The organism is Vibrio sp. NFR (assembly GCF_027587095.1).
GTDB lineage: Bacteria > Pseudomonadota > Gammaproteobacteria > Enterobacterales > Vibrionaceae > Vibrio > Vibrio harveyi.
Genome location: NZ_JAPPTN010000009.1, coordinates 227,374 through 245,041 on the forward strand (window position 1 = coordinate 227,374; position 17,668 = coordinate 245,041).

General features: G+C 46.0%; 15 protein-coding genes and 1 tRNA gene. 5 read left to right on the forward strand and 11 right to left on the reverse strand.

Annotated elements, in window-relative coordinates; all coding sequences use genetic code 11:
• Positions 1–3 precede the first annotated feature (3 nt).
• The 4 genes from phoU to OH463_RS17970 are packed head-to-tail and all read right to left on the reverse strand — an operon-like array spanning position 4 to position 5,461.
• Entirely contained in the window at positions 4–702 is a 699-nt protein-coding gene (gene phoU, locus OH463_RS17955) for a phosphate signaling complex protein PhoU (protein WP_005440349.1), read from the reverse strand.
• A 32-nt stretch (positions 703–734) separates the two neighbouring features.
• Positions 735–1,553, reverse strand: coding sequence for a phosphate ABC transporter ATP-binding protein PstB (gene pstB / locus OH463_RS17960; RefSeq protein ID WP_009705559.1), 819 nt, complete (start codon positions 1,551–1,553; stop codon positions 735–737).
• Positions 1,554–1,555: 2 nt separating this feature from the next.
• Entirely contained in the window at positions 1,556–3,229 is a 1,674-nt protein-coding gene (gene pstA, locus OH463_RS17965; protein ID WP_017188512.1) for a phosphate ABC transporter permease PstA, read from the reverse strand.
• A 27-nt stretch (positions 3,230–3,256) separates the two neighbouring features.
• Positions 3,257–5,461 carry an ABC transporter permease subunit gene (locus OH463_RS17970; protein WP_020194972.1) on the reverse strand — a complete coding sequence of 735 codons (2,205 nt, stop codon included), beginning with the start codon at positions 5,459–5,461 and terminating at the stop codon, positions 3,257–3,259.
• A gap of 212 nt (positions 5,462–5,673) precedes the next feature.
• Between OH463_RS17970 and ppk1 the strand changes: the two genes are divergently transcribed.
• Positions 5,674–7,764 carry a polyphosphate kinase 1 gene (ppk1, locus tag OH463_RS17975; RefSeq protein ID WP_005445285.1) on the forward strand — a complete coding sequence of 697 codons (2,091 nt, stop codon included), beginning with the start codon at positions 5,674–5,676 and terminating at the stop codon, positions 7,762–7,764.
• On the forward strand, positions 7,748–9,253 hold the full coding sequence (ppx, locus tag OH463_RS17980; protein WP_269991872.1) for an exopolyphosphatase: 1,506 nt from the start codon (positions 7,748–7,750) through the stop codon (positions 9,251–9,253). Before ppk1 ends, ppx begins: the two co-directional genes overlap by 17 nt.
• A gap of 34 nt (positions 9,254–9,287) precedes the next feature.
• Here ppx and OH463_RS17985 read toward each other — a convergent pair whose 3' ends face one another.
• The 3 genes from OH463_RS17985 to phoB are packed head-to-tail and all read right to left on the reverse strand — an operon-like array spanning position 9,288 to position 12,281.
• Positions 9,288–10,253, reverse strand: a complete 966-nt coding sequence (locus OH463_RS17985) for a PstS family phosphate ABC transporter substrate-binding protein (RefSeq protein WP_005440360.1) — start codon at positions 10,251–10,253, stop codon at positions 9,288–9,290.
• Positions 10,253–11,551, reverse strand: a complete 1,299-nt coding sequence (phoR, locus tag OH463_RS17990) for a phosphate regulon sensor histidine kinase PhoR (protein WP_005445279.1) — start codon at positions 11,549–11,551, stop codon at positions 10,253–10,255. Before phoR ends, OH463_RS17985 begins: the two co-directional genes overlap by 1 nt.
• 40 nt (positions 11,552–11,591) lie before the next feature.
• On the reverse strand, positions 11,592–12,281 hold the full coding sequence (gene phoB / locus OH463_RS17995) for a phosphate regulon transcriptional regulator PhoB (protein ID WP_005424836.1): 690 nt from the start codon (positions 12,279–12,281) through the stop codon (positions 11,592–11,594).
• Positions 12,282–12,505: 224 nt separating this feature from the next.
• On the opposite strand from phoB, the gene rdgC reads away from it, so the two are divergent.
• The 3 genes from rdgC to OH463_RS18010 all read left to right on the forward strand — a co-directional run bounded on the left by rdgC (position 12,506) and on the right by OH463_RS18010 (position 15,244).
• Positions 12,506–13,420: a recombination-associated protein RdgC gene (gene rdgC, locus OH463_RS18000; protein ID WP_005445276.1), complete on the forward strand. Its 915-nt coding sequence runs from the start codon at positions 12,506–12,508 to the stop codon at positions 13,418–13,420.
• Between the two features lie 166 nt (positions 13,421–13,586).
• Positions 13,587–14,987 carry a prephenate-dependent tRNA uridine(34) hydroxylase TrhP gene (gene trhP, locus OH463_RS18005; RefSeq protein WP_005440369.1) on the forward strand — a complete coding sequence of 467 codons (1,401 nt, stop codon included), beginning with the start codon at positions 13,587–13,589 and terminating at the stop codon, positions 14,985–14,987.
• Between the two features lie 2 nt (positions 14,988–14,989).
• Positions 14,990–15,244, forward strand: coding sequence for a YfhL family 4Fe-4S dicluster ferredoxin (locus OH463_RS18010; RefSeq protein ID WP_005445273.1), 255 nt, complete (start codon positions 14,990–14,992; stop codon positions 15,242–15,244).
• A 41-nt stretch (positions 15,245–15,285) separates the two neighbouring features.
• On the opposite strand, the gene OH463_RS18015 is transcribed toward OH463_RS18010, so the two are convergent.
• The 4 genes from OH463_RS18015 to OH463_RS18030 form a co-directional block, all read right to left on the reverse strand.
• The gene (locus OH463_RS18015) at positions 15,286–15,594 is read right to left on the reverse strand and encodes a hypothetical protein (RefSeq protein ID WP_005445270.1); all 309 of its coding nucleotides are present in this window, start codon (positions 15,592–15,594) and stop codon (positions 15,286–15,288) included.
• Positions 15,595–15,931: 337 nt separating this feature from the next.
• Positions 15,932–16,771 carry a penicillin-insensitive murein endopeptidase gene (gene mepA / locus OH463_RS18020; protein WP_269991878.1) on the reverse strand — a complete coding sequence of 280 codons (840 nt, stop codon included), beginning with the start codon at positions 16,769–16,771 and terminating at the stop codon, positions 15,932–15,934.
• 12 nt (positions 16,772–16,783) lie between these two features.
• Complete coding sequence (locus OH463_RS18025) at positions 16,784–17,116, reverse strand: DUF1904 domain-containing protein (protein WP_005445267.1); 333 nt, start codon at positions 17,114–17,116, stop codon at positions 16,784–16,786.
• Positions 17,117–17,562: 446 nt separating this feature from the next.
• Positions 17,563–17,639: transfer RNA gene (locus tag OH463_RS18030), tRNA-Trp, on the reverse strand.
• Positions 17,640–17,668 lie beyond the last annotated feature (29 nt).

Genomic DNA, 17,668 nt, shown 5'->3' on the forward strand with positions numbered 1-17,668 from the left:
GACTTACTTCAGTACGTCATCGATGCTTTGATCACCTAGATGGCGTACATCTTTTCCTTTCACGAAGTAGATAATGTATTCACAGATATTTTGGCAACGGTCACCCACGCGTTCAATGGCTCGCGCCGACCACATCACTTGCAGAATATGTGGAATGTTTTTCGGGTCTTCCATCATGTAAGTCATCAACTGACGAATCACCGCTTCGTATTCCGCATCCAACTTATCATCAAGCTTGTGTACTTCTGCTGCGGCTTCTACATCCATACGAGCAAACGCATCAAGCACTTGGTGTAACATTTGGATTGCTTGACGACATAAAGGCTCTAACGAGACTTGGAATTGGCGCTCTTTCGATGATGGGCTTTCAATCGCCACATAGGCAATACGTGTTGCAACATCACCAATGCGCTCAAGATCTGTGATGGTCTTAATGATAGCCATGATCAAGCGTAAGTCTTTTGCTGTAGGCTGACGCTTAGCAATGATGCGAGTACAAGCGTCATCAATCGACACTTCCATCGCATTAACTTTGTGATCATCACGCACAACTTTACGCGCCAGTTCGATGTCTTCCTTGTGCAAGGCTTGAATAGCATACGACAACTGCTGTTCTACCAAGCCTCCCATGGTAAGTACATGGGTACGAATCGATTCTAGCTCTACGTTAAATTGTCCTGAGATGTGACGTCCAAAGTGCATGGCTTTCCTTTTAATCCTTGAAAGGTCGCGGCTTAACCGTAACGACCGGTAATGTAATCTTCGGTTTGTTTCTTCATTGGAGAGGTGAAGATCGAATCCGCATCCGAGTATTCAATCAACTTACCCATATGAATGAACGCAGTGTGATCACTGACGCGCGCCGCTTGCTGCATGTTATGGGTAACGATAACCACAGTATATTGAGTCTTGAGCTCGTTGATAAGCTCTTCAATAGTTAAAGTTGAGATTGGATCCAACGCCGATGTCGGTTCATCCAATAATAGTACTTCTGGCTCAATCGCAACGGCGCGTGCAATCACCAAACGCTGCTGCTGGCCACCAGAAAGTCCAAATGCGTTTTCATGTAAACGGTCTTTTACTTCATCCCACAATGCCGCAGAACGTAGTGAACGCTCGACCGCATCGTCTAGCATGCGACTGTTCTTCACCCCTTGTAGACGAAGACCGTAAACCACATTTTCGTAAATTGACTTAGGGAATGGGTTTGGGCGCTGGAATACCATGCCTACTCGGCGGCGCAGCGTGGCAACATCCACACTTGGGTTGTACACATTCTTACCGTGCAAGCGTACTTTCCCCGTCACCTTACAACCTTCGACTAAATCGTTCATGCGGTTGATACAGCGCAGCAATGTAGATTTACCACAACCGGACGGTCCGATGAATGCGGTTACGCGTCCTTTTGGGATGCGCATGGAGATATCATGCAACGCCTGAGTCTGACCATAGAAAAGATTAAGGTTCTCAATCGAGATAGCCGTTTGTTCATCCGTCAGGTTGTGCACATCCAATGGCGGCTCATAACCTAATGTATTATCAAAGTTAAACATGCTTAATCTTGTCCTAAAGTTCGGTATTTCTCTCGCAGATTATTACGAATACTGATTGCTGTTAAGTTTAGTCCGACAATAACCGTCACGAGTAAGAAGGAAGTCGCGTAAACCAACGGACGCGCAGCTTCGATATTCGAAGTCTGGAATCCAACATCGTAAATGTGGAAACCTAAGTGCATGAACTTTCTATCCAAATGCACGTAAGGGAATTGCCCATCCACTGGCAAGCTAGAAGCTAACTTCACGACCCCCACCAACATCAATGGCGCCACTTCCCCCGCAGCCCGAGCAATTGCGAGAATCAAACCAGTGATTATCGCAGGGGTTGCCATAGGCAAAACCACACGCCAAAGCGTTTCGAACTGCGTTGCACCCAAGGCTAACGAGCCATGGCGAACTGAACTAGGAATACGGGTTAAACCTTCTTCTGTGGTAACAATCACCACCGGTAGCGTCAAGACCGCTAGCGTCAGTGCAGACCACAACAAGCCCGGCGTACCAAAGGTTGGAGCGGGTAATCGCTCGGCATAAAACAGGTTATCGATTGAGGCACCAATGGTATAAACAAAAAAGCCCAAACCAAATACGCCGTAAACGATAGAAGGAACACCGGCAAGGTTAATCACCGCAATACGGATCACCCGAGTTAGGGCATTATTCTTGGCATATTCATGCAAATAAATCGCCGCAACCACACCTAATGGCATCACGATGATCGACATGATGATAACCAAGAAAACCGTACCGAAAATCGCTGGGAAAACCCCACCTTCAGAGTTCGATTCGCGAGGGTCTTCGGATAAGAACTTCCAAACCTGTTTTCCCCAATGGGTAACCTTTTCAGGCAGTGACATTTGGTTTGGATACCAGTAGTCCAAAATGTCTTCTAATGGAATCGAAACTTGAGTCCCAGTCATGTCTTCGACAATCAGCGCATAATCAGAGAAGCCCAAGCGCAGCCCGTCAAGTTGCATGTCTAGCTTGGCTAACTCTGCTTCAATTTCTGCCTTACGCTTGCTGTTGTTTGCTAAAAACTCTTCAGTGATGGTGTCGTTAAGCTCGTGCTTACGTTTATCTAAGCGAAGCTGCTCTAACTGCCATCCCAAGTCTTTTACTTGGTCATCCACCAGCATGTCGATTTCGTGATGCAAGGTTTCGGCATCATCGAGCTTTTGATCCAAAAGCTTTTGAATGTCATTTTCGTAACGCGTGTTACCATCTTGGAAGGCCACAAACTTACCGAAGAAGTAGCCACCGCTGCTGCGTTCAATCACTGCCCATTCGCCCGGCGTAGTTGGATCATCCAACTGCATTCTCAACACAGAAATAAAGTCCGCTGGGTACAATTCACGGTTGGCAATTTTGATGTTTAGGCGCGTCGCAAACTCTTCGTCATCCGCGAGTTTATTCGCCGCTTCTTCTGGTAGGTAACTTCTTGGCACAAAGCTGCGCTCGTAAACCTGACCAACCAGAATCGAATTTTCATGCAGCACTTCGCCCTGCACCGGAGTCAGCGCAGCAACATTCCATTGATAAAGTGGCGCAGGCCAGAAGTAAGTAAGCCCCTTCCAGCCAATCAATAGCAATAAACCGAGGACAGAAAGCAGACTGATGCTTACCGCTCCCCCGGTTAACCAAATCCAAGGTGCGCCAGAACGAATCCAATTTAACACGCTATTACTCGCTCTTTCGTTAACTGATTACAACGCACGATATTTATCTCTTAGTCTTTGACGAACCCATTCCGCCAAGGCGTTCACCGCAAAGGTGAAGACAAACAAAATTAATGCCGATAGGAACAACAATCGATAATGCGAACTGCCCACTTCCGATTCTGGCAATTCAACCGCAATGGTCGCCGACAAGCTACGCAAGCCTTCTAGCACGTTCCAATCCATTAATGGCGTATTACCTGTCGCCATTAATACAATCATGGTTTCGCCCACAGCACGCCCAAGTCCCATCATGATTGCCGAGAAGATCCCCGGACTGGCTGTTAACAGAACCACATAAATCAGGGTTTGCCATGGCGTCGCGCCAAGTGCTAATGAACCATCCGATAAGTGTTTCGGCACAGAGAAAATCGCATCTTCGGCAATGGTGAAAATCGTTGGAATAACCGCAAAGCCCATCGCCAAGCCAACCACCAGCGCGTTACGTTGATCAAAGCCAATGCCATGGTCAGTTAGGAACAAACGCATGTCCCCGCCAAAGAAGGCTTGCTCAAGCATTGGTGATACCCACACACCCAAACCGATCAACAGCAGAAGCAAAGGCATTAACACCAAAGCATGCCACCCGTTTGGCAGGCGGTTACGTATCGGTTGTGGGATCAGCGCCCATAGACCGCCCATCACCATGGTGCTCAGAGGCAGAACAAACAACATCACCACAACGGTAATCAAATGGTCTTCCACAATCGGGGCGAACCAAAGTCCGGCAAGGAAACCGATGATAACGGTAGGCAAAGCTTCCATTAACTCGATTGATGGCTTCACCACGCGACGCATACGTGGTGACATAAAGTAAGCGGTATAAATTGCGCCCAGTACAGCCAGTGGTACCGAGAACAGCATTGCGAACATCGCCGCCTTGATGGTACCAAACGCAATTGGCACTAAGCTGAATTTCGCCTCGAAGTCATCACTGGCTGAGGTGGATTGCCACACAAATTCAGGCTCTGGGTAACCTTCATACCAAACCTTTTGCCATAAGGAAGACAGAGAGACTTCTGGGTACGGGTTATCAACAAACGCAACATTTAATTCGTCGTTTTGCCATGTGATCAGGTAGCGCTCGTTATTCGACATCCCTGCCATCACTGGCGCTTGTTTGTAGGCACGCTTAAACAGTACCAATTTCTCACTGGTGGTGTAGTGGCTTTGCAACGTACCGTTGGTGTAAAAACTATAGAAACCTTTACGGTGTGAATCGGGAAGTAAATACTTCAGCTCAGACGCCAACTTAAAGTCACGAATGTGAGTCAAAGTTCGCTGGTCGCCCTGCAACGTATCAAACCATTGCGATACACGCCCATCGTTATGCGTAACAAGCAGGGAATACGCCCCAGCCAACAAATCCATCGTTCTCACAGAGTGCTTTTTATCACCCTGAGTCAGATCGATCACTTCACGCACAGAGAACTTGTTGTCACCTTTCACCAAGACAATCAGCTCTGATCCATTTCTCAAGTAAAGGTTATTGCCATCTGGCGTCAGCAACATTTGGTCTGGCGCATCAAAACCTGAAGAGAAGGTGTAATCATGGGTAACAGGTGATGCATCTAACAGTTGAGGAACCTGCCAACGCGCTTTTATTACGCCGCTTTGTGTTTGCCAAACAAGGGTTGGAGCTTGCGTGGAAGTACTAAAAACAAACTTCTTAACTGGATCGGATGCACCTGTCAGTTGCATGTCCATTGAGGTTCGAAACGGCACGACTTCTGGTGGGCGAGTGTTTTCGCGCAGTGTTGCGTTAAATTCCGGTTTGAAGATGTGTGCTTTGCCTTGGTCATCAACCAAACCATACCAACCTAACCCCGGCGCAGACTGAGAAAATGCCACTGGGTTGTTGGCTATCTGCTGAGTGTACAGCGCAGGTTTGCTGGAATCATCGAGAGGAAGAAAACGCACTTCCCCGGATTGGGTTAACACTAAACCGATTTGAGAGTAATCATCAACGGAAATTGCGAGTGGCTTCCCGCTTTGGGTAGCACGAGCGGCATAATTGGTTTCGATCTCTGCATCAGAAAACAGAGGAATGATCACCATCGCAAGGTAAACGAAGATCAACACAAGAGCAGCAAGAACGCCTACACCACCGGATGTCACTGCAAATCGAACCAAACGATCTTTGATCAATCGTTTTTTATCTTTTTCCTGCAATGAAAACTCGGCTTGTGCCATTGATCTCTCTACCCTTTTTGACTTAGTACTAGAATATGTCGTTAAGATGACAATTATATTACAGATCACATTAAACAACTGAAAAGAATACAACTCTTATGCAGACCGTGTTATGAAATAAATCTGTAACGTAAACCTCATAATGTTCAGGCTCATCTTTTTTTATCCCACAGATGAGTGCGGATTTACTTCATTTTAGGCTAGGTAAGGTTATGAGCGCAGAAAAACTCTATATAGAAAAAGAACTTAGTTGGTTGTCTTTTAACGAGAGAGTATTACAAGAAGCCGCTGATAAAACCGTCCCCCTAATCGAACGTATTCGCTTTCTGGGGATCTTTTCCAATAACTTAGATGAGTTCTACAAGGTTCGCTTTGCAGACGTAAAACGTCGGATCTTGATCAGCCAAGAACGAGGTGGAAGCGATAACTCTAAGCACTTGTTAACTAAGATGCAAACCAAAGCATTGAGGCTGAACGAACAATTTGATGAACTGTACGGTGATTTGATCCGAGAAATGGCGCGACGCCGCATTTTCTTGGTTAATGAAAACCAACTGGATGACACCCAAAAGCGCTGGATCACCAAGTACTTTCGCAAAGAAGTCATGCCACACATCACTCCGCTGTTGATTAAAGATGACATCGATGTGTTGCAGTTTCTTAAAGACGAATACGCCTACATTACCGTCGACCTGCGCAAAGACGATCATTCCCAATACGCTTTACTCGAAATCCCAACTGACCACCTACCCCGCTTCGTTATGGTTCCGGAGCAAAAAGGCAAACGTCGCAAGACCATCATTCTGCTCGACAACATCATCCGTTACTGTCTGGATGAGCTGTTTAAAGGCTTCTTCGATTATGATGAGCTAAATGGCTACGCGATGAAAATGACCCGCGATGCCGAATACGATTTACGCCTAGAAATCGAATACAGCTTGCTCGAACAGATGTCTGAAGGAGTGAACCAACGCTTAACCGCTATGCCAGTGCGCTTTGTTTACGAGCGTGAAATGCCGCAAGAGATGCTCGATTTCTTGTGCAGCAAACTGCAAATATCTAACTACGACAGTTTGATTCCCGGTGGTCGTTACCACAACTTTAAAGACTTCATTGGCTTCCCAAATGTTGGTCGTGAGTACCTAGAAAACAAACCCATGCCACCGATGAAGTGTGCCGACTTCGAAGGCTACGCCAACAGTTTCGATGCGATCAAAGCCAAAGACATTTTGCTTTACTACCCTTATCACACCTTTGATCACATCTCTGAACTGGTTCGCCAAGCTTCCTTCGATCCTAAAGTGTTGGCGATCAAGATTAACATTTACCGCGTTGCCAAAGATTCGCGCTTGATGAACTCATTGATCGATGCGGTACACAATGGCAAAAGCGTAACCGTGGTGGTGGAGCTGCAAGCCCGATTCGATGAAGAAGCCAATATCGAGTGGTCAAAGGTTCTCACCGATGCAGGCGTGCACGTTATCTTTGGTGCACCGGGTTTGAAAATTCACTCAAAACTGCTCTTGATTAGCCGCCGCGAAGAAGGTGAAATCGTACGTTACGCGCATATAGGAACAGGTAACTTCCACGAGAAAACCGCACGTATCTACACCGACTTCGCTCTACTAACTGCAGATCAAGAAATTACCAATGAAGTCCGTAACGTCTTTGGTTATATAGAGAACCCATATCGTCCTGTAAGGTTTAATCACCTCATTGTTTCACCACGCAATTCGCGTAAACAACTCTACCGTCTGATTGACGGTGAAATTGCCAACGCAAAAGCCGGCAAGAAAGCAGCACTGACGATCAAAGTGAATAACTTAGTCGACAAAGGCATCGTCAATAAACTTTATGGAGCAAGCAATGCTGGGGTGAAAATTAATATGATCATCCGCGGTATGTGTTCACTCGTCCCTGGTATTGAAGGCGTGAGCGAGAACATTCGCATCATCAGTATTGTTGACCGTTTCCTCGAACACCCTCGTGTCGTGATCACCCACAATGATGGCGACCCGCAGGTTTATATCTCATCAGCGGACTGGATGACGCGAAATATCGATCATCGTATTGAAGTTGCCGCTCCGGTTCGTGATCCACGTTTGAAACAGCGCATTATTGATATAACTAACATCCACTTTACCGATACAGTAAAGGCTCGTTTGATAGATAAAGAGATGAGCAACAGCTACGTGCCGCGAGGTAATCGTAAAAAAGTTCGCTCACAAGTTGCCATCTACGACTATCTTAAAAATATAGAGAAGCAAACAAGAAAACAAAAAGCAGATGCCTCAAATACTTGAACAAAATGTACGCCATATTGCAGCCATTGACCTTGGGTCGAACAGCTTCCATATGGTGGTGGCGAAAGTTGTTGGAAGTGACCTGCAATTAGTCAGCCGCCATAAACAGCGAGTGCGCTTAGCTGCCGGACTCGATTCAGAGCTCAACCTAAGCCATGCTGCGATGGAGCGAGGCCTTGAGTGCCTCGCAATGTTCGCCGAACGCTTGCAAGGCTTTGAAGCTTCAAACGTTAGAATTGCAGCCACCCACACTTTAAGGCGCGCTAACAATGCCCACCTCTTTATAAAACGAGCCAAAGAGGTGCTGCCTTTTCCAATTGAAATCATTCCGGGCGAAGAGGAAGCTCGCCTCATCTACCTCGGCGTAGCGCACACTCAAGCGGAGTCTAACTCCAAACTGGTCGTCGATATCGGTGGCGGCAGTACCGAGATGATCATAGGTCAAGAGTTTGAGCCAGAGCTTCTCAACAGTAAGCAAATGGGCTGTGTGAGTTTTACCGAGCAGTTCTTCAATAATGGCAAACTGTCGCGCAAGAACTTCAGCAAAGCGATTCTCGCCGCAGAGCAGCGCATGGAATCCATTGCTGCAAAATACCGTAAGAAAGGCTGGGATATTGCCCTCGGCTCTTCAGGTACGATTAAAGCGATTCGCGAAGTCTTGATTGGTTTAGGTCATGAAGATGGGCTGATCACCAATAAGCGTTTGGGCAAGCTCATCGACACATTGTGCGAATTTGAGTCCATTGATGATATTGAACTAGTTGGTCTGACCGACGAACGTAAGCCAGTCTTTGCCGCTGGTGTAGCCATTTTATCTGCCATCTTCCAATCACTAAAAATCAACCAGATGTTCTTCTCGGATGGCGCATTGCGTGAAGGTCTGCTCTACGAAATGGAAGAACGCTTCGCTCGTTCTGATATTCGTATGCGCACCACAGAAAACCTAGCAAAACAACATCGCGTTGATATCGAACACGCAGCACGCGTAAAAGGTCATGCAAGAGAGATGCTGTGCAATGTTCGTTCTGAACTAGGTATCAAGAAGAAAAGTGAGTTGTTTGATTTATTGGAATGGGCGGCTTTGCTACATGAAGTCGGCTTGAGCATCAGTCTGCGCGGTTTCCATCGTCACTCATTCTACATTCTGCTGCACTCAAACTTGCCCGGCTTTAACCGCGAGCAGCAATTGGTATTGGCGACTTTAGCTCGCTTCCAACGTAAATCCCTCAAGTTGAATGAGTTCCCAGAGTTTAACCTCTACAAAGAGAGTGACATCATCAACTTAATTAAGATTCTGCGTCTAGCGATTGTGGTCAACGGTCAACGCAATGATGACCCGCTACCAGAGCTGACATTATCGATAGAAGAAGATAAGTGGGTACTTACCTGCGCAGAGGAAGATTGGTTGGAGAATAACAAACTGCTCGATGCAGATTTGCAGGAAGAACAGCAACGCTGGGAAAGCGCAGGATGGACATTGAACTTCTAACTACGAACTCAATGAGATAAAGAAAAAGGTCGGCTTATAAACCGACCTTTTTTAATTCCTCTGCAGCGAAATCGGCAGTAATGGGAACATAACCGTCTTTCGCGACCAGCGCTTGCCCTTGAGCTGAGAACATAAAGCGAATGAACTCAGCTTCAATTGGGCTTAGCGGATAATCAGGATGTTTATTCACGTATACATAAAGATAACGCGATAGTGGGTACTTACCTGAGATGATATTTTCACGTACAGGGCTAACGTAATCAGTGCCTGTTTTCGCAATCGGGACTAAGCGAACACCCGCCACGCGATAACCTACCCCGGAGTAACCTACACCACTGATCGTTGATGCCACAGACTGCACCACTGACGCCGATCCCGGTTGCTCGTTCACACGAGTTTTAAAATCACCGCCACACAAGGCATTACTTTTAAAATAACCGTACGTACCCGATACCGAGTTACGACCAAACAGCTGCAAATTACGTTTCGCCCACTCAGCTTTGATGCCTAACTCACGCCAGTTGGTGATGAACTCACTTTCGCCACAGCGTAAAGTCGCGGAAAACATCGCATCCAACTGATGGAAATTAAGCCCTTTGATTGGATTATCTTGGTGCACAAAAATACCAATCGCATCAATCGCAACACGAAGCGCCGTTGGTTTGTAACCATGCACCCGCTCAAATGCTTCGATCTCACGCATACGCATTGAGCGACTCATTGGGCCGAATTGCGCAGTTTGTTCTGTTAACGCCGGTGGCGCAGTCGATGAGCCAGACGCTTGTACCTGAGCATTAATGTTCGGGTAGATAGATTTAAACTCTTCCACCCAAAGCGTAGTCATGCCTGCTAACGTATCTGAGCCGACAGACAATAAGTTACCTGCTATGCCAGTCGTCTTTTGATAATTCGGCAACGGTTTATCTTGTGCAATAGCCACGCTGGAAAGCACTAACGTGGCTAGAGTGATTTTCTTAATTGCTTTGGATACGACACTCATTACTTCACCACCAAACGACTTGGTAGGATGAAGGAGAACTTACTGCCGACACCAACTTCACTGTAAATTTCGAGATGAGAGTCATGATGGCTCAACGCGTGCTTAACGATGGCTAAGCCTAGACCACTGCCGCCGGTATCGCGTGAGCGAGCTTTATCAACTCGATAGAAACGCTCCGTCAATCGGTGTAAGTGTTGTGGTTCAATACCATCACCACTGTCTTCAACCTCTAGACAAGCGCCTTGTGCGGTTTGATACCAACGAACGTTTATATGTGCACCAGGTGGAGTGTATTTCACCGCGTTGTACACCAAGTTAGAGATCGCACTACGCAGTTGGTCATCATCGCCGAGCACGCGCAGACTAGAATCCACGTCGAACTTCAACTGATGTTGATCATCACCACTTAGGCTTACCGCTTCCTTCTCTAGCACTTCTAACATGCTAGGGACATTGACCACATCTTCCAACTCATGCATTGGTGCCGCTTCAATCTTAGACAGCGTCAGAAGCTGATTAACCAAGCTGTTCATACGGTTGAGCTGCTCTGTCATCACCCCATGCGCTTTCGTCCACATTGGACCAACAATCATATCTGGATCTTCTGTCATCTCAAGATAGCCTTGCAGTACCGTCATCGGTGTACGAAGTTCATGAGATACGTTGGCGAAGAAGTTACGACGCATACCTTCAAGCTGTTTAAGTTGGCTCACATCACGCACCACCATCAAGTGTTCCCCTTCGGTGTAAGGCACGATACGCAGCTCTAACATACGTTCAACGTTCAATGGTGAGCGCATTTCTAGCGGCTCAGAGAAGTCTTGCTTGTTGATGTACTTAATAAAATCTGGAGTACGGATGAGGTTAGAAATAGGTTGCCCAGAATCTTCCGGCCAGTGGAAACCCAAAAGGTGTTGCGCGAGCTTGTTACACCATACGATGTTACCTTCAGCACGAAACACCACCACCGCATCCGGCAGCGATTCAGCACCATTACGGAAACGGCGAATCAAATTGGTAAGCTCTTTACGCTTACGACGCTGACGTTGTTGCAATCGGTATAAACCGTTGAATAACGATTCCCAGTTGCCACTACCTGACGGTGGCGTAAGACGCTTTTCATCCCACAGCCAAGCCGACAAGCGCACCTGATTATGCAAATGCCATACAAGCTGCAAAGCCGTGGCCGCCAAAAGCAACCACGGCATATAACCGAATATCCAACCTATTATCACCCAAGGGGTGTAAAAAAAAGCCAGCTCCCAGGCCAGCTTTTTCCAAGTCAATCTTTCAACCACTCATTACTCCAGAAATGGTATTGATAAGCTGCTAGCGATGTTATGCCTTCGTCGAGAAACGGTATCCTGCGCCACGAACAGTTTGGATGAGTTTGTCGTGACCTGCGGCCTCAAGCGCTTTACGCAAACGACGAATATGTACATCAACGGTACGGTCTTCTACATACACGTTGGTGCCCCAAACATTGTTTAGTAGTTGTTCACGACTGTAAACACGCTCTTGGTGCGTCATGAAGAAGTGCAACATTTTGAACTCTGTTGGTCCCATATCAACCGCTTCATCATTTGCGGTCACACGGTGAGAAACAGGATCCAACTTCAGACCTTGTACATCAATCACATCTTCGAGCGCAGTCGGTGTTACGCGGCGAATAACGGCTTTAAGGCGAGCAACCAACTCTTTTGGTGAGAAAGGTTTGGTGATGTAGTCATCCGCGCCAACTTCTAAGCCGCGCACTTTGTCTTCTTCTTCACCACGAGCTGTCAGCATCACAACGGGAATGTTGCGAGTTAACTCTTCGCGCTTCATGTGTTTGATGAAGTTAATACCACTGCCACCTGGTAGCATCCAGTCTAGTAGCACTAAATCCGGGAAGGGTTCAGCCAGTTTGGTTACCGCAGAGTCGTAATCTTCTGCTTCTACTGCTTGATAACCTTTCTGTTCAAGCACGAAGCATAGCATTTCACGAATCGGAGCTTCGTCTTCAACAACCAGAATCCTTCTAGACATAATTGAATAACCTTATGTTAGTTGAGCTAATGAATTTAAAGGACAAAGCGCCCCTCTATGCATAAGCATTATTACTACCAATTATGACACTTTTGTGACCTTTGAAAACAAATTTTCATATAACTTTCTTTTGAGATTCATCATGATCTTTTTCAATTCAATTAGGACAACGCCGGGAAAATTCCCTATGATTAGTCCCTTGTCATCAAGCCTAGAGAAGATTTATGTGGTTTAAAAACTGTCTGGTATACCGCGTTAACCGCGAGGTTAACTTCAACGCCGATCAACTGGAAACTCAACTAGCCGAGTTCCGATTCACCCCTTGTGGAAGCCAAGATAAGCAAAAGTTTGGCTGGGTTAGCGCGATGGGTAGAAATGGCGACATGATGACGCACGTTTCTGAAAACCGCATTCTGATTTGCGCTAAGAAAGAAGAAAAAATGCTGCCTGCTTCAGTGATCAAAGACTCACTAAATGCAAAAGTAGAAGCAATGGAAGCACAGGAAGGTCGTCCTCTTAAAAAGAAAGAGAAAGACAACCTGAAAGATGACATCGTAATGGACCTCCTGCCACGTGCGTTCAGCCGTAGCAGCCACACTTACGTGCTGATTATGCCAAAAGAAGGCTTCATCCTTGTTGATGCAAGCAGCTACAAAAAAGCAGAAGACGTATTGGCACTACTACGTAAGACAATGGGTAGCCTGCCTGTTGTACCAGCAATCCCAGAAGTTGCGATCGAAACAACTCTAACTGAATGGGTAAAAACTGGTGATACACCACAAGGCATCACAATGATGGACGAAGCAGAGCTTAAGTCTGTGCTAGAAGAAGGCGGCGTGATTCGTTGTAAGAAGCAAGAGCTTACAACCGATGAAATCCGCAACCACATCGCTGCAGATAAAGTGGTGACTAAGCTAGCACTGAACTGGCAAGATCGTATCGAATTCATCATGGCAGAAGATTCTGGCATCAAACGTCTGAAGTTCTCTGATGAACTAAAAGACCAAAACGATGATATCCCACGCGAAGATCAGGCTGCTCGCTTCGACGCAGACTTCTCTCTAATGTGTGGCGAGTTCAGCGCTTTCCTACCAAATCTATACGAAGCATTGGGCGGTCTGCCAAACCCTAACGCTTAATTTCGTACAAAGATTAACCATAACGCCCTCACTTTTTTTGAGGGCGTTTGTTTATCTAAAACATAATTCTCCTAGTCACAGGTCACATTTTGACGTAAAATTTGCGCCCCATTTCCATGAGGTGGAATTGGCCTGACTTGTGATCAGATATTAAGAGAATTGAGCAATGACAACAGAGAAAGCATTCGTACCAGAGCTACTATCTCCAGCAGGTAGCCTTAAAAACATGCGTTACGCATTCGCCTACGGCGCAGATGCAGTATACGCTGGTCAACCTCGCTACAGCCTTCGCGTACGTAACAACGAGTTCAACCACGAAAACCTACAAATCGGTATCAACGAAGCGCATGCCCTAGGCAAAAAGCTTTACGTGGTATGCAACATCCAACCGCACAACTCTAAGCTTAAAACTTTCATCCGTGACCTTAAACCAGTGGTAGAAATGGGTCCAGACGCACTTATCATGTCTGATCCAGGTCTCATCATGATGGTTCGCGAAGCGTTCCCAGAAATGCCAATTCACCTGTCTGTACAGGCGAACGCAGTAAACTGGGCAACTGTTAAATTCTGGGCTGCTAACGGTGTTGAGCGCGTGATCGTTTCTCGTGAGCTTTCTCTAGAAGAAATCGAAGAAATTCGCGAGCATTGTCCTGAAACTGAATTAGAAGTTTTCGTTCACGGTGCTCTATGCATGGCTTACTCTGGTCGCTGCCTACTGTCCGGTTACATCAACAAGCGTGACCCTAACCAAGGTACTTGCACTAACGCATGCCGTTGGGAATATAAAGTCGAAGAAGGTAAAGAAAACGACGCCGGTCAAATTGTTGAAGCGTTCGATCCAAACGAAGCTCAAGCAATCGAAGTCGCAGACGAACGCCCTGAAACCACTATCGGTCGCGGCAAACCAACTGACGAAGTGGTATTGCTTTCTGAAAGTCACCGTCCAGAAGAAAAAATGGCGGCGTTCGAAGACGAGCACGGTACTTACATCATGAACTCGAAAGACCTGCGTGCAATCCAACACGTAGAACGTCTAACTAAGATGGGGGTTCACTCATTGAAGATCGAGGGCCGTACCAAGTCATTCTACTACTGTGCACGTACTGCTCAGGTTTACCGCAAAGCGATTGATGACGCAGTTGCTGGTCGTCCATTCGATGAGAGCCTAATGGGTACGCTAGAAAGCCTAGCTCACCGTGGCTACACAGAAGGTTTCCTACGTCGTCACACTCACGACAGCTACCAGAACTACGATTACGGTTACTCTGTATCTGACGCACAACAATTTGTTGGTGAATTCACTGGCAAACGTCGCGGTGACATGGCAGAAGTTGAAGTGAAGAACAAGTTCATCGTTGGTGACAGCCTTGAGCTAATGACGCCAAAAGGCAACGTAATCTTCACGCTAGAAGCGATGGAAAACCGTAAGTCAGAATCAATTGAAGACGCAAAAGGTAACGGCCACTTTGTATTTATCCCGGTTCCAGAAGACATGGATCTGGAATACGGTCTGTTGATGCGTAACTTAAATGCAGGTCAGGATACCCGTAACCCAACTGGTAAGTAATCATGGCACTACTTATTACCGATAAGTGCATCAACTGCGACATGTGTGACCCTGAGTGCCCTAATGGTGCAATTACTATGGGTGACAGCATTTTCGAAATTGATCCTGCTCTATGCACAGAGTGTAAAGGTCACTACGAAAAACCAACATGTCAGTCGGTGTGTCCAATTACGAAGTGCATTATTACCGACCCAAATCATGTCGAGACTGAAGAGCAATTGCTAGAGAAGTTCGTGATTATTCAAGGGCTAGCGTAATTGAAAGAGGTTCAACTTTGCGCTCAAAGTTGAACCTTTTTTTAACCTGATTTCTCGATAGGAATAATGTTGCAGAAGAGCTCTTTCTCGAAATGATACTCTAGCCTTTCACGCCAATTTTCAGCTTGTGAGACAGGTATCAAATAGAAATTCTCTCGACTCGTATCCGTAACGAAAGCCATCCCATATTGCATTAGTTCGTAATGCACATCATTAACAAATCCCGGGTCAAGACGCTGACGTCCTGTCAGGTGATTAACATCCTCTCGAGTCAGATAGACTCCCTTATTCTCACTGCTAAATCTGTGTCTTAACCACTCTGCAAATTCTTTTGCACAAATCATAGTCATGGTTTTGTCCTTGATTAACTCTTAGATGGGGAAAGTCTCCATACCCACCTCAATACACTTGTCTGCGTTGCTATTTGTCTTTCACCAACCAACAGACATATTGCTAAGAAACCAGAGAATCGCGACGAAAAGATCTTTGTAAAACCAGAGTTATAACTACAAGAAAAACCACATAACCCTTTGTTTAATTTAGATTTCTGTAATATGCCACCAAAACTAATTAGGTTAGTTTTTATACTGGTATTATTCACTGTAGACAAAAGAATGATCTTTCTCCAGTTTCATAATGGAGATACCTAGTAGGTTTAATCGCAGCTTGATAGGAAGGAATTACCCTTTACTTCTTAGTAAGCAATGGCTGACATTGTGCAGGCATTATCTTTTTCTTCTTAGGCTTGGGCGTAGTTTTGATGGTCTTTTTAGCCACGGGAGGTGGCGTAGCTTTAGGTTGCCAACTCGCAAGTTCAGCTCCACAACCATCACCCACTGGAGGAGGAGCCTGGTTGATGCAATTAGCACTCGACTCCGGACAGTTTAATCTAACGTGGAAGTGATAATGATGCCCCCACCAAGGGCGAACTTTGCGTAACCACCCTCTGTCTTTTTCCCCTTCCTGCTTACAAAGTTGCTCTTTTATCACCGGGTGAACAAAAATACGAGCTACATCCTCACTTTGCGCTGCGCTACGAATCAGTTCAAAGTGTCGAGTTTCCCAACGTTTTTCCAAAATCTTATATTTTTTAAGATCAACTACGCTCATTGGTTTAGGCAGCTGGAGCTCATTGTACGACAAAGGTTCATCGACTAGACGCAACCAGATATCGATATCTAAACCTGTTTGATGACTAGAATGTCCAGAAGAGAAACGCCCGCCACGAGCCAATGACAAGTCACCGACCAACAACGTTGTGCTTAAATTTTGATTCGTTTTTTTTGCTAGTTCTTGAATGAAATTGATCGTATGTGGGTGCCCATAGTAACGCTTCGTTTTGCTACGTAGCACTTGGTAACCAATACCATCCAAAGGAAGTGGAGATGCGCCATCTAGACAGCCATTAGCATAACTGCCGATAGAGGAAGAAGTGTTATTTGTGGGACCAGAGACCTGCTCCCACGGAGTTGCATAAAGAGAAGCTGAGAATAGAAAACTTAAACAAAAAGAAAGACTCAGCTTCATCACGCTCATTCCTTAATAGTGGTCACCATTATCATAGTAGCCTTTAGGAGAGAGTGCAGAGAAAATTACCGCAACATCGATATCTTCACCCACAATACCACGTACTTGTTGAGTTATTGCTTTTGCAACCTTGTTCTGCGTTTCTTGACCGCGATCGAACCATAAAACTTCAACAAAAGGATAAGCAGCACTTACTTCACCTTCGCTGAAAAATGTACTGTAGATATATTCGAACGTAAAATCTTCGCGAGGGCAGTCCATAAGAGGCTGTAGTTCGTCAGTAAGTGGTTTTGATAGCGCTTGAACCGCTTGTGGCTCGACCGCTCTAAATCGAAGATGTGGCATAGACTTGCTTCCTAATTATTAGAATTCAGCGCCGATAATAACAGGAAGTCGACCTCTTATCACGTTAGCTTCTAGCAACACTCACTTTAAATAACGAAGATGCGGAGAAGCTGCAGGACTTCTGTTGAAGACTTAGAAGATCCCAGAAGAACTAGGCTGGCAACTCACAGATTCGAGTAAATTATCGAGCAAGCGCTCTGAGTTAGTCTGAAAAGACAAAAACGAAAAAAGCCCCAGCATTTCTGCTGAGGCTTTACAAGATGGCAGGGGTAGATTGGACCGGCACTCCGGAAATTCGATATGACTTGCTACCAAGCAGGCTGGCGGCTCAGTTCCCAACACGCACTATTTGGGCATTAGGGGAATCTGCTACTCTTCCAGCTAGACTGGTACTCTTTCCTTCATATACGAAAAAGGCTCTAGCATTTCTGCTAGAGCCTTAAATATGGCAGGGGTGGAGAGATTCGAACTCCCAACACGCGGATTTGGAATCCGCTGCTCTGCCAATTGGAGCTACACCCCTGTAATTCGTGTTTAATGAGACGACTCTCG

Bases quoted from the DNA above. Each gene is read 5' to 3' on its own strand.
- mepA (WP_269991878.1), bottom strand. From the start codon at position 16,771: ATGAAGCTGAGTCTTTCTTTTTGTTTAAGTTTTCTATTCTCAGCTTCT.
- trhP (WP_005440369.1), top strand. From the start codon at position 13,587: ATGACAACAGAGAAAGCATTCGTACCAGAGCTACTATCTCCAGCAGGT.
- rdgC (WP_005445276.1), top strand. From the start codon at position 12,506: ATGTGGTTTAAAAACTGTCTGGTATACCGCGTTAACCGCGAGGTTAAC.
- OH463_RS17985 (WP_005440360.1), bottom strand. From the start codon at position 10,253: ATGAGTGTCGTATCCAAAGCAATTAAGAAAATCACTCTAGCCACGTTA.
- OH463_RS18015 (WP_005445270.1), bottom strand. From the start codon at position 15,594: ATGACTATGATTTGTGCAAAAGAATTTGCAGAGTGGTTAAGACACAGA.
- OH463_RS18010 (WP_005445273.1), top strand. From the start codon at position 14,990: ATGGCACTACTTATTACCGATAAGTGCATCAACTGCGACATGTGTGAC.
- phoU (WP_005440349.1), bottom strand. From the start codon at position 702: ATGCACTTTGGACGTCACATCTCAGGACAATTTAACGTAGAGCTAGAA.
- pstB (WP_009705559.1), bottom strand. From the start codon at position 1,553: ATGTTTAACTTTGATAATACATTAGGTTATGAGCCGCCATTGGATGTG.
- OH463_RS18025 (WP_005445267.1), bottom strand. From the start codon at position 17,116: ATGCCACATCTTCGATTTAGAGCGGTCGAGCCACAAGCGGTTCAAGCG.
- ppx (WP_269991872.1), top strand. From the start codon at position 7,748: ATGCCTCAAATACTTGAACAAAATGTACGCCATATTGCAGCCATTGAC.
- ppk1 (WP_005445285.1), top strand. From the start codon at position 5,674: ATGAGCGCAGAAAAACTCTATATAGAAAAAGAACTTAGTTGGTTGTCT.
- OH463_RS17970 (WP_020194972.1), bottom strand. From the start codon at position 5,461: ATGGCACAAGCCGAGTTTTCATTGCAGGAAAAAGATAAAAAACGATTG.
- phoB (WP_005424836.1), bottom strand. From the start codon at position 12,281: ATGTCTAGAAGGATTCTGGTTGTTGAAGACGAAGCTCCGATTCGTGAA.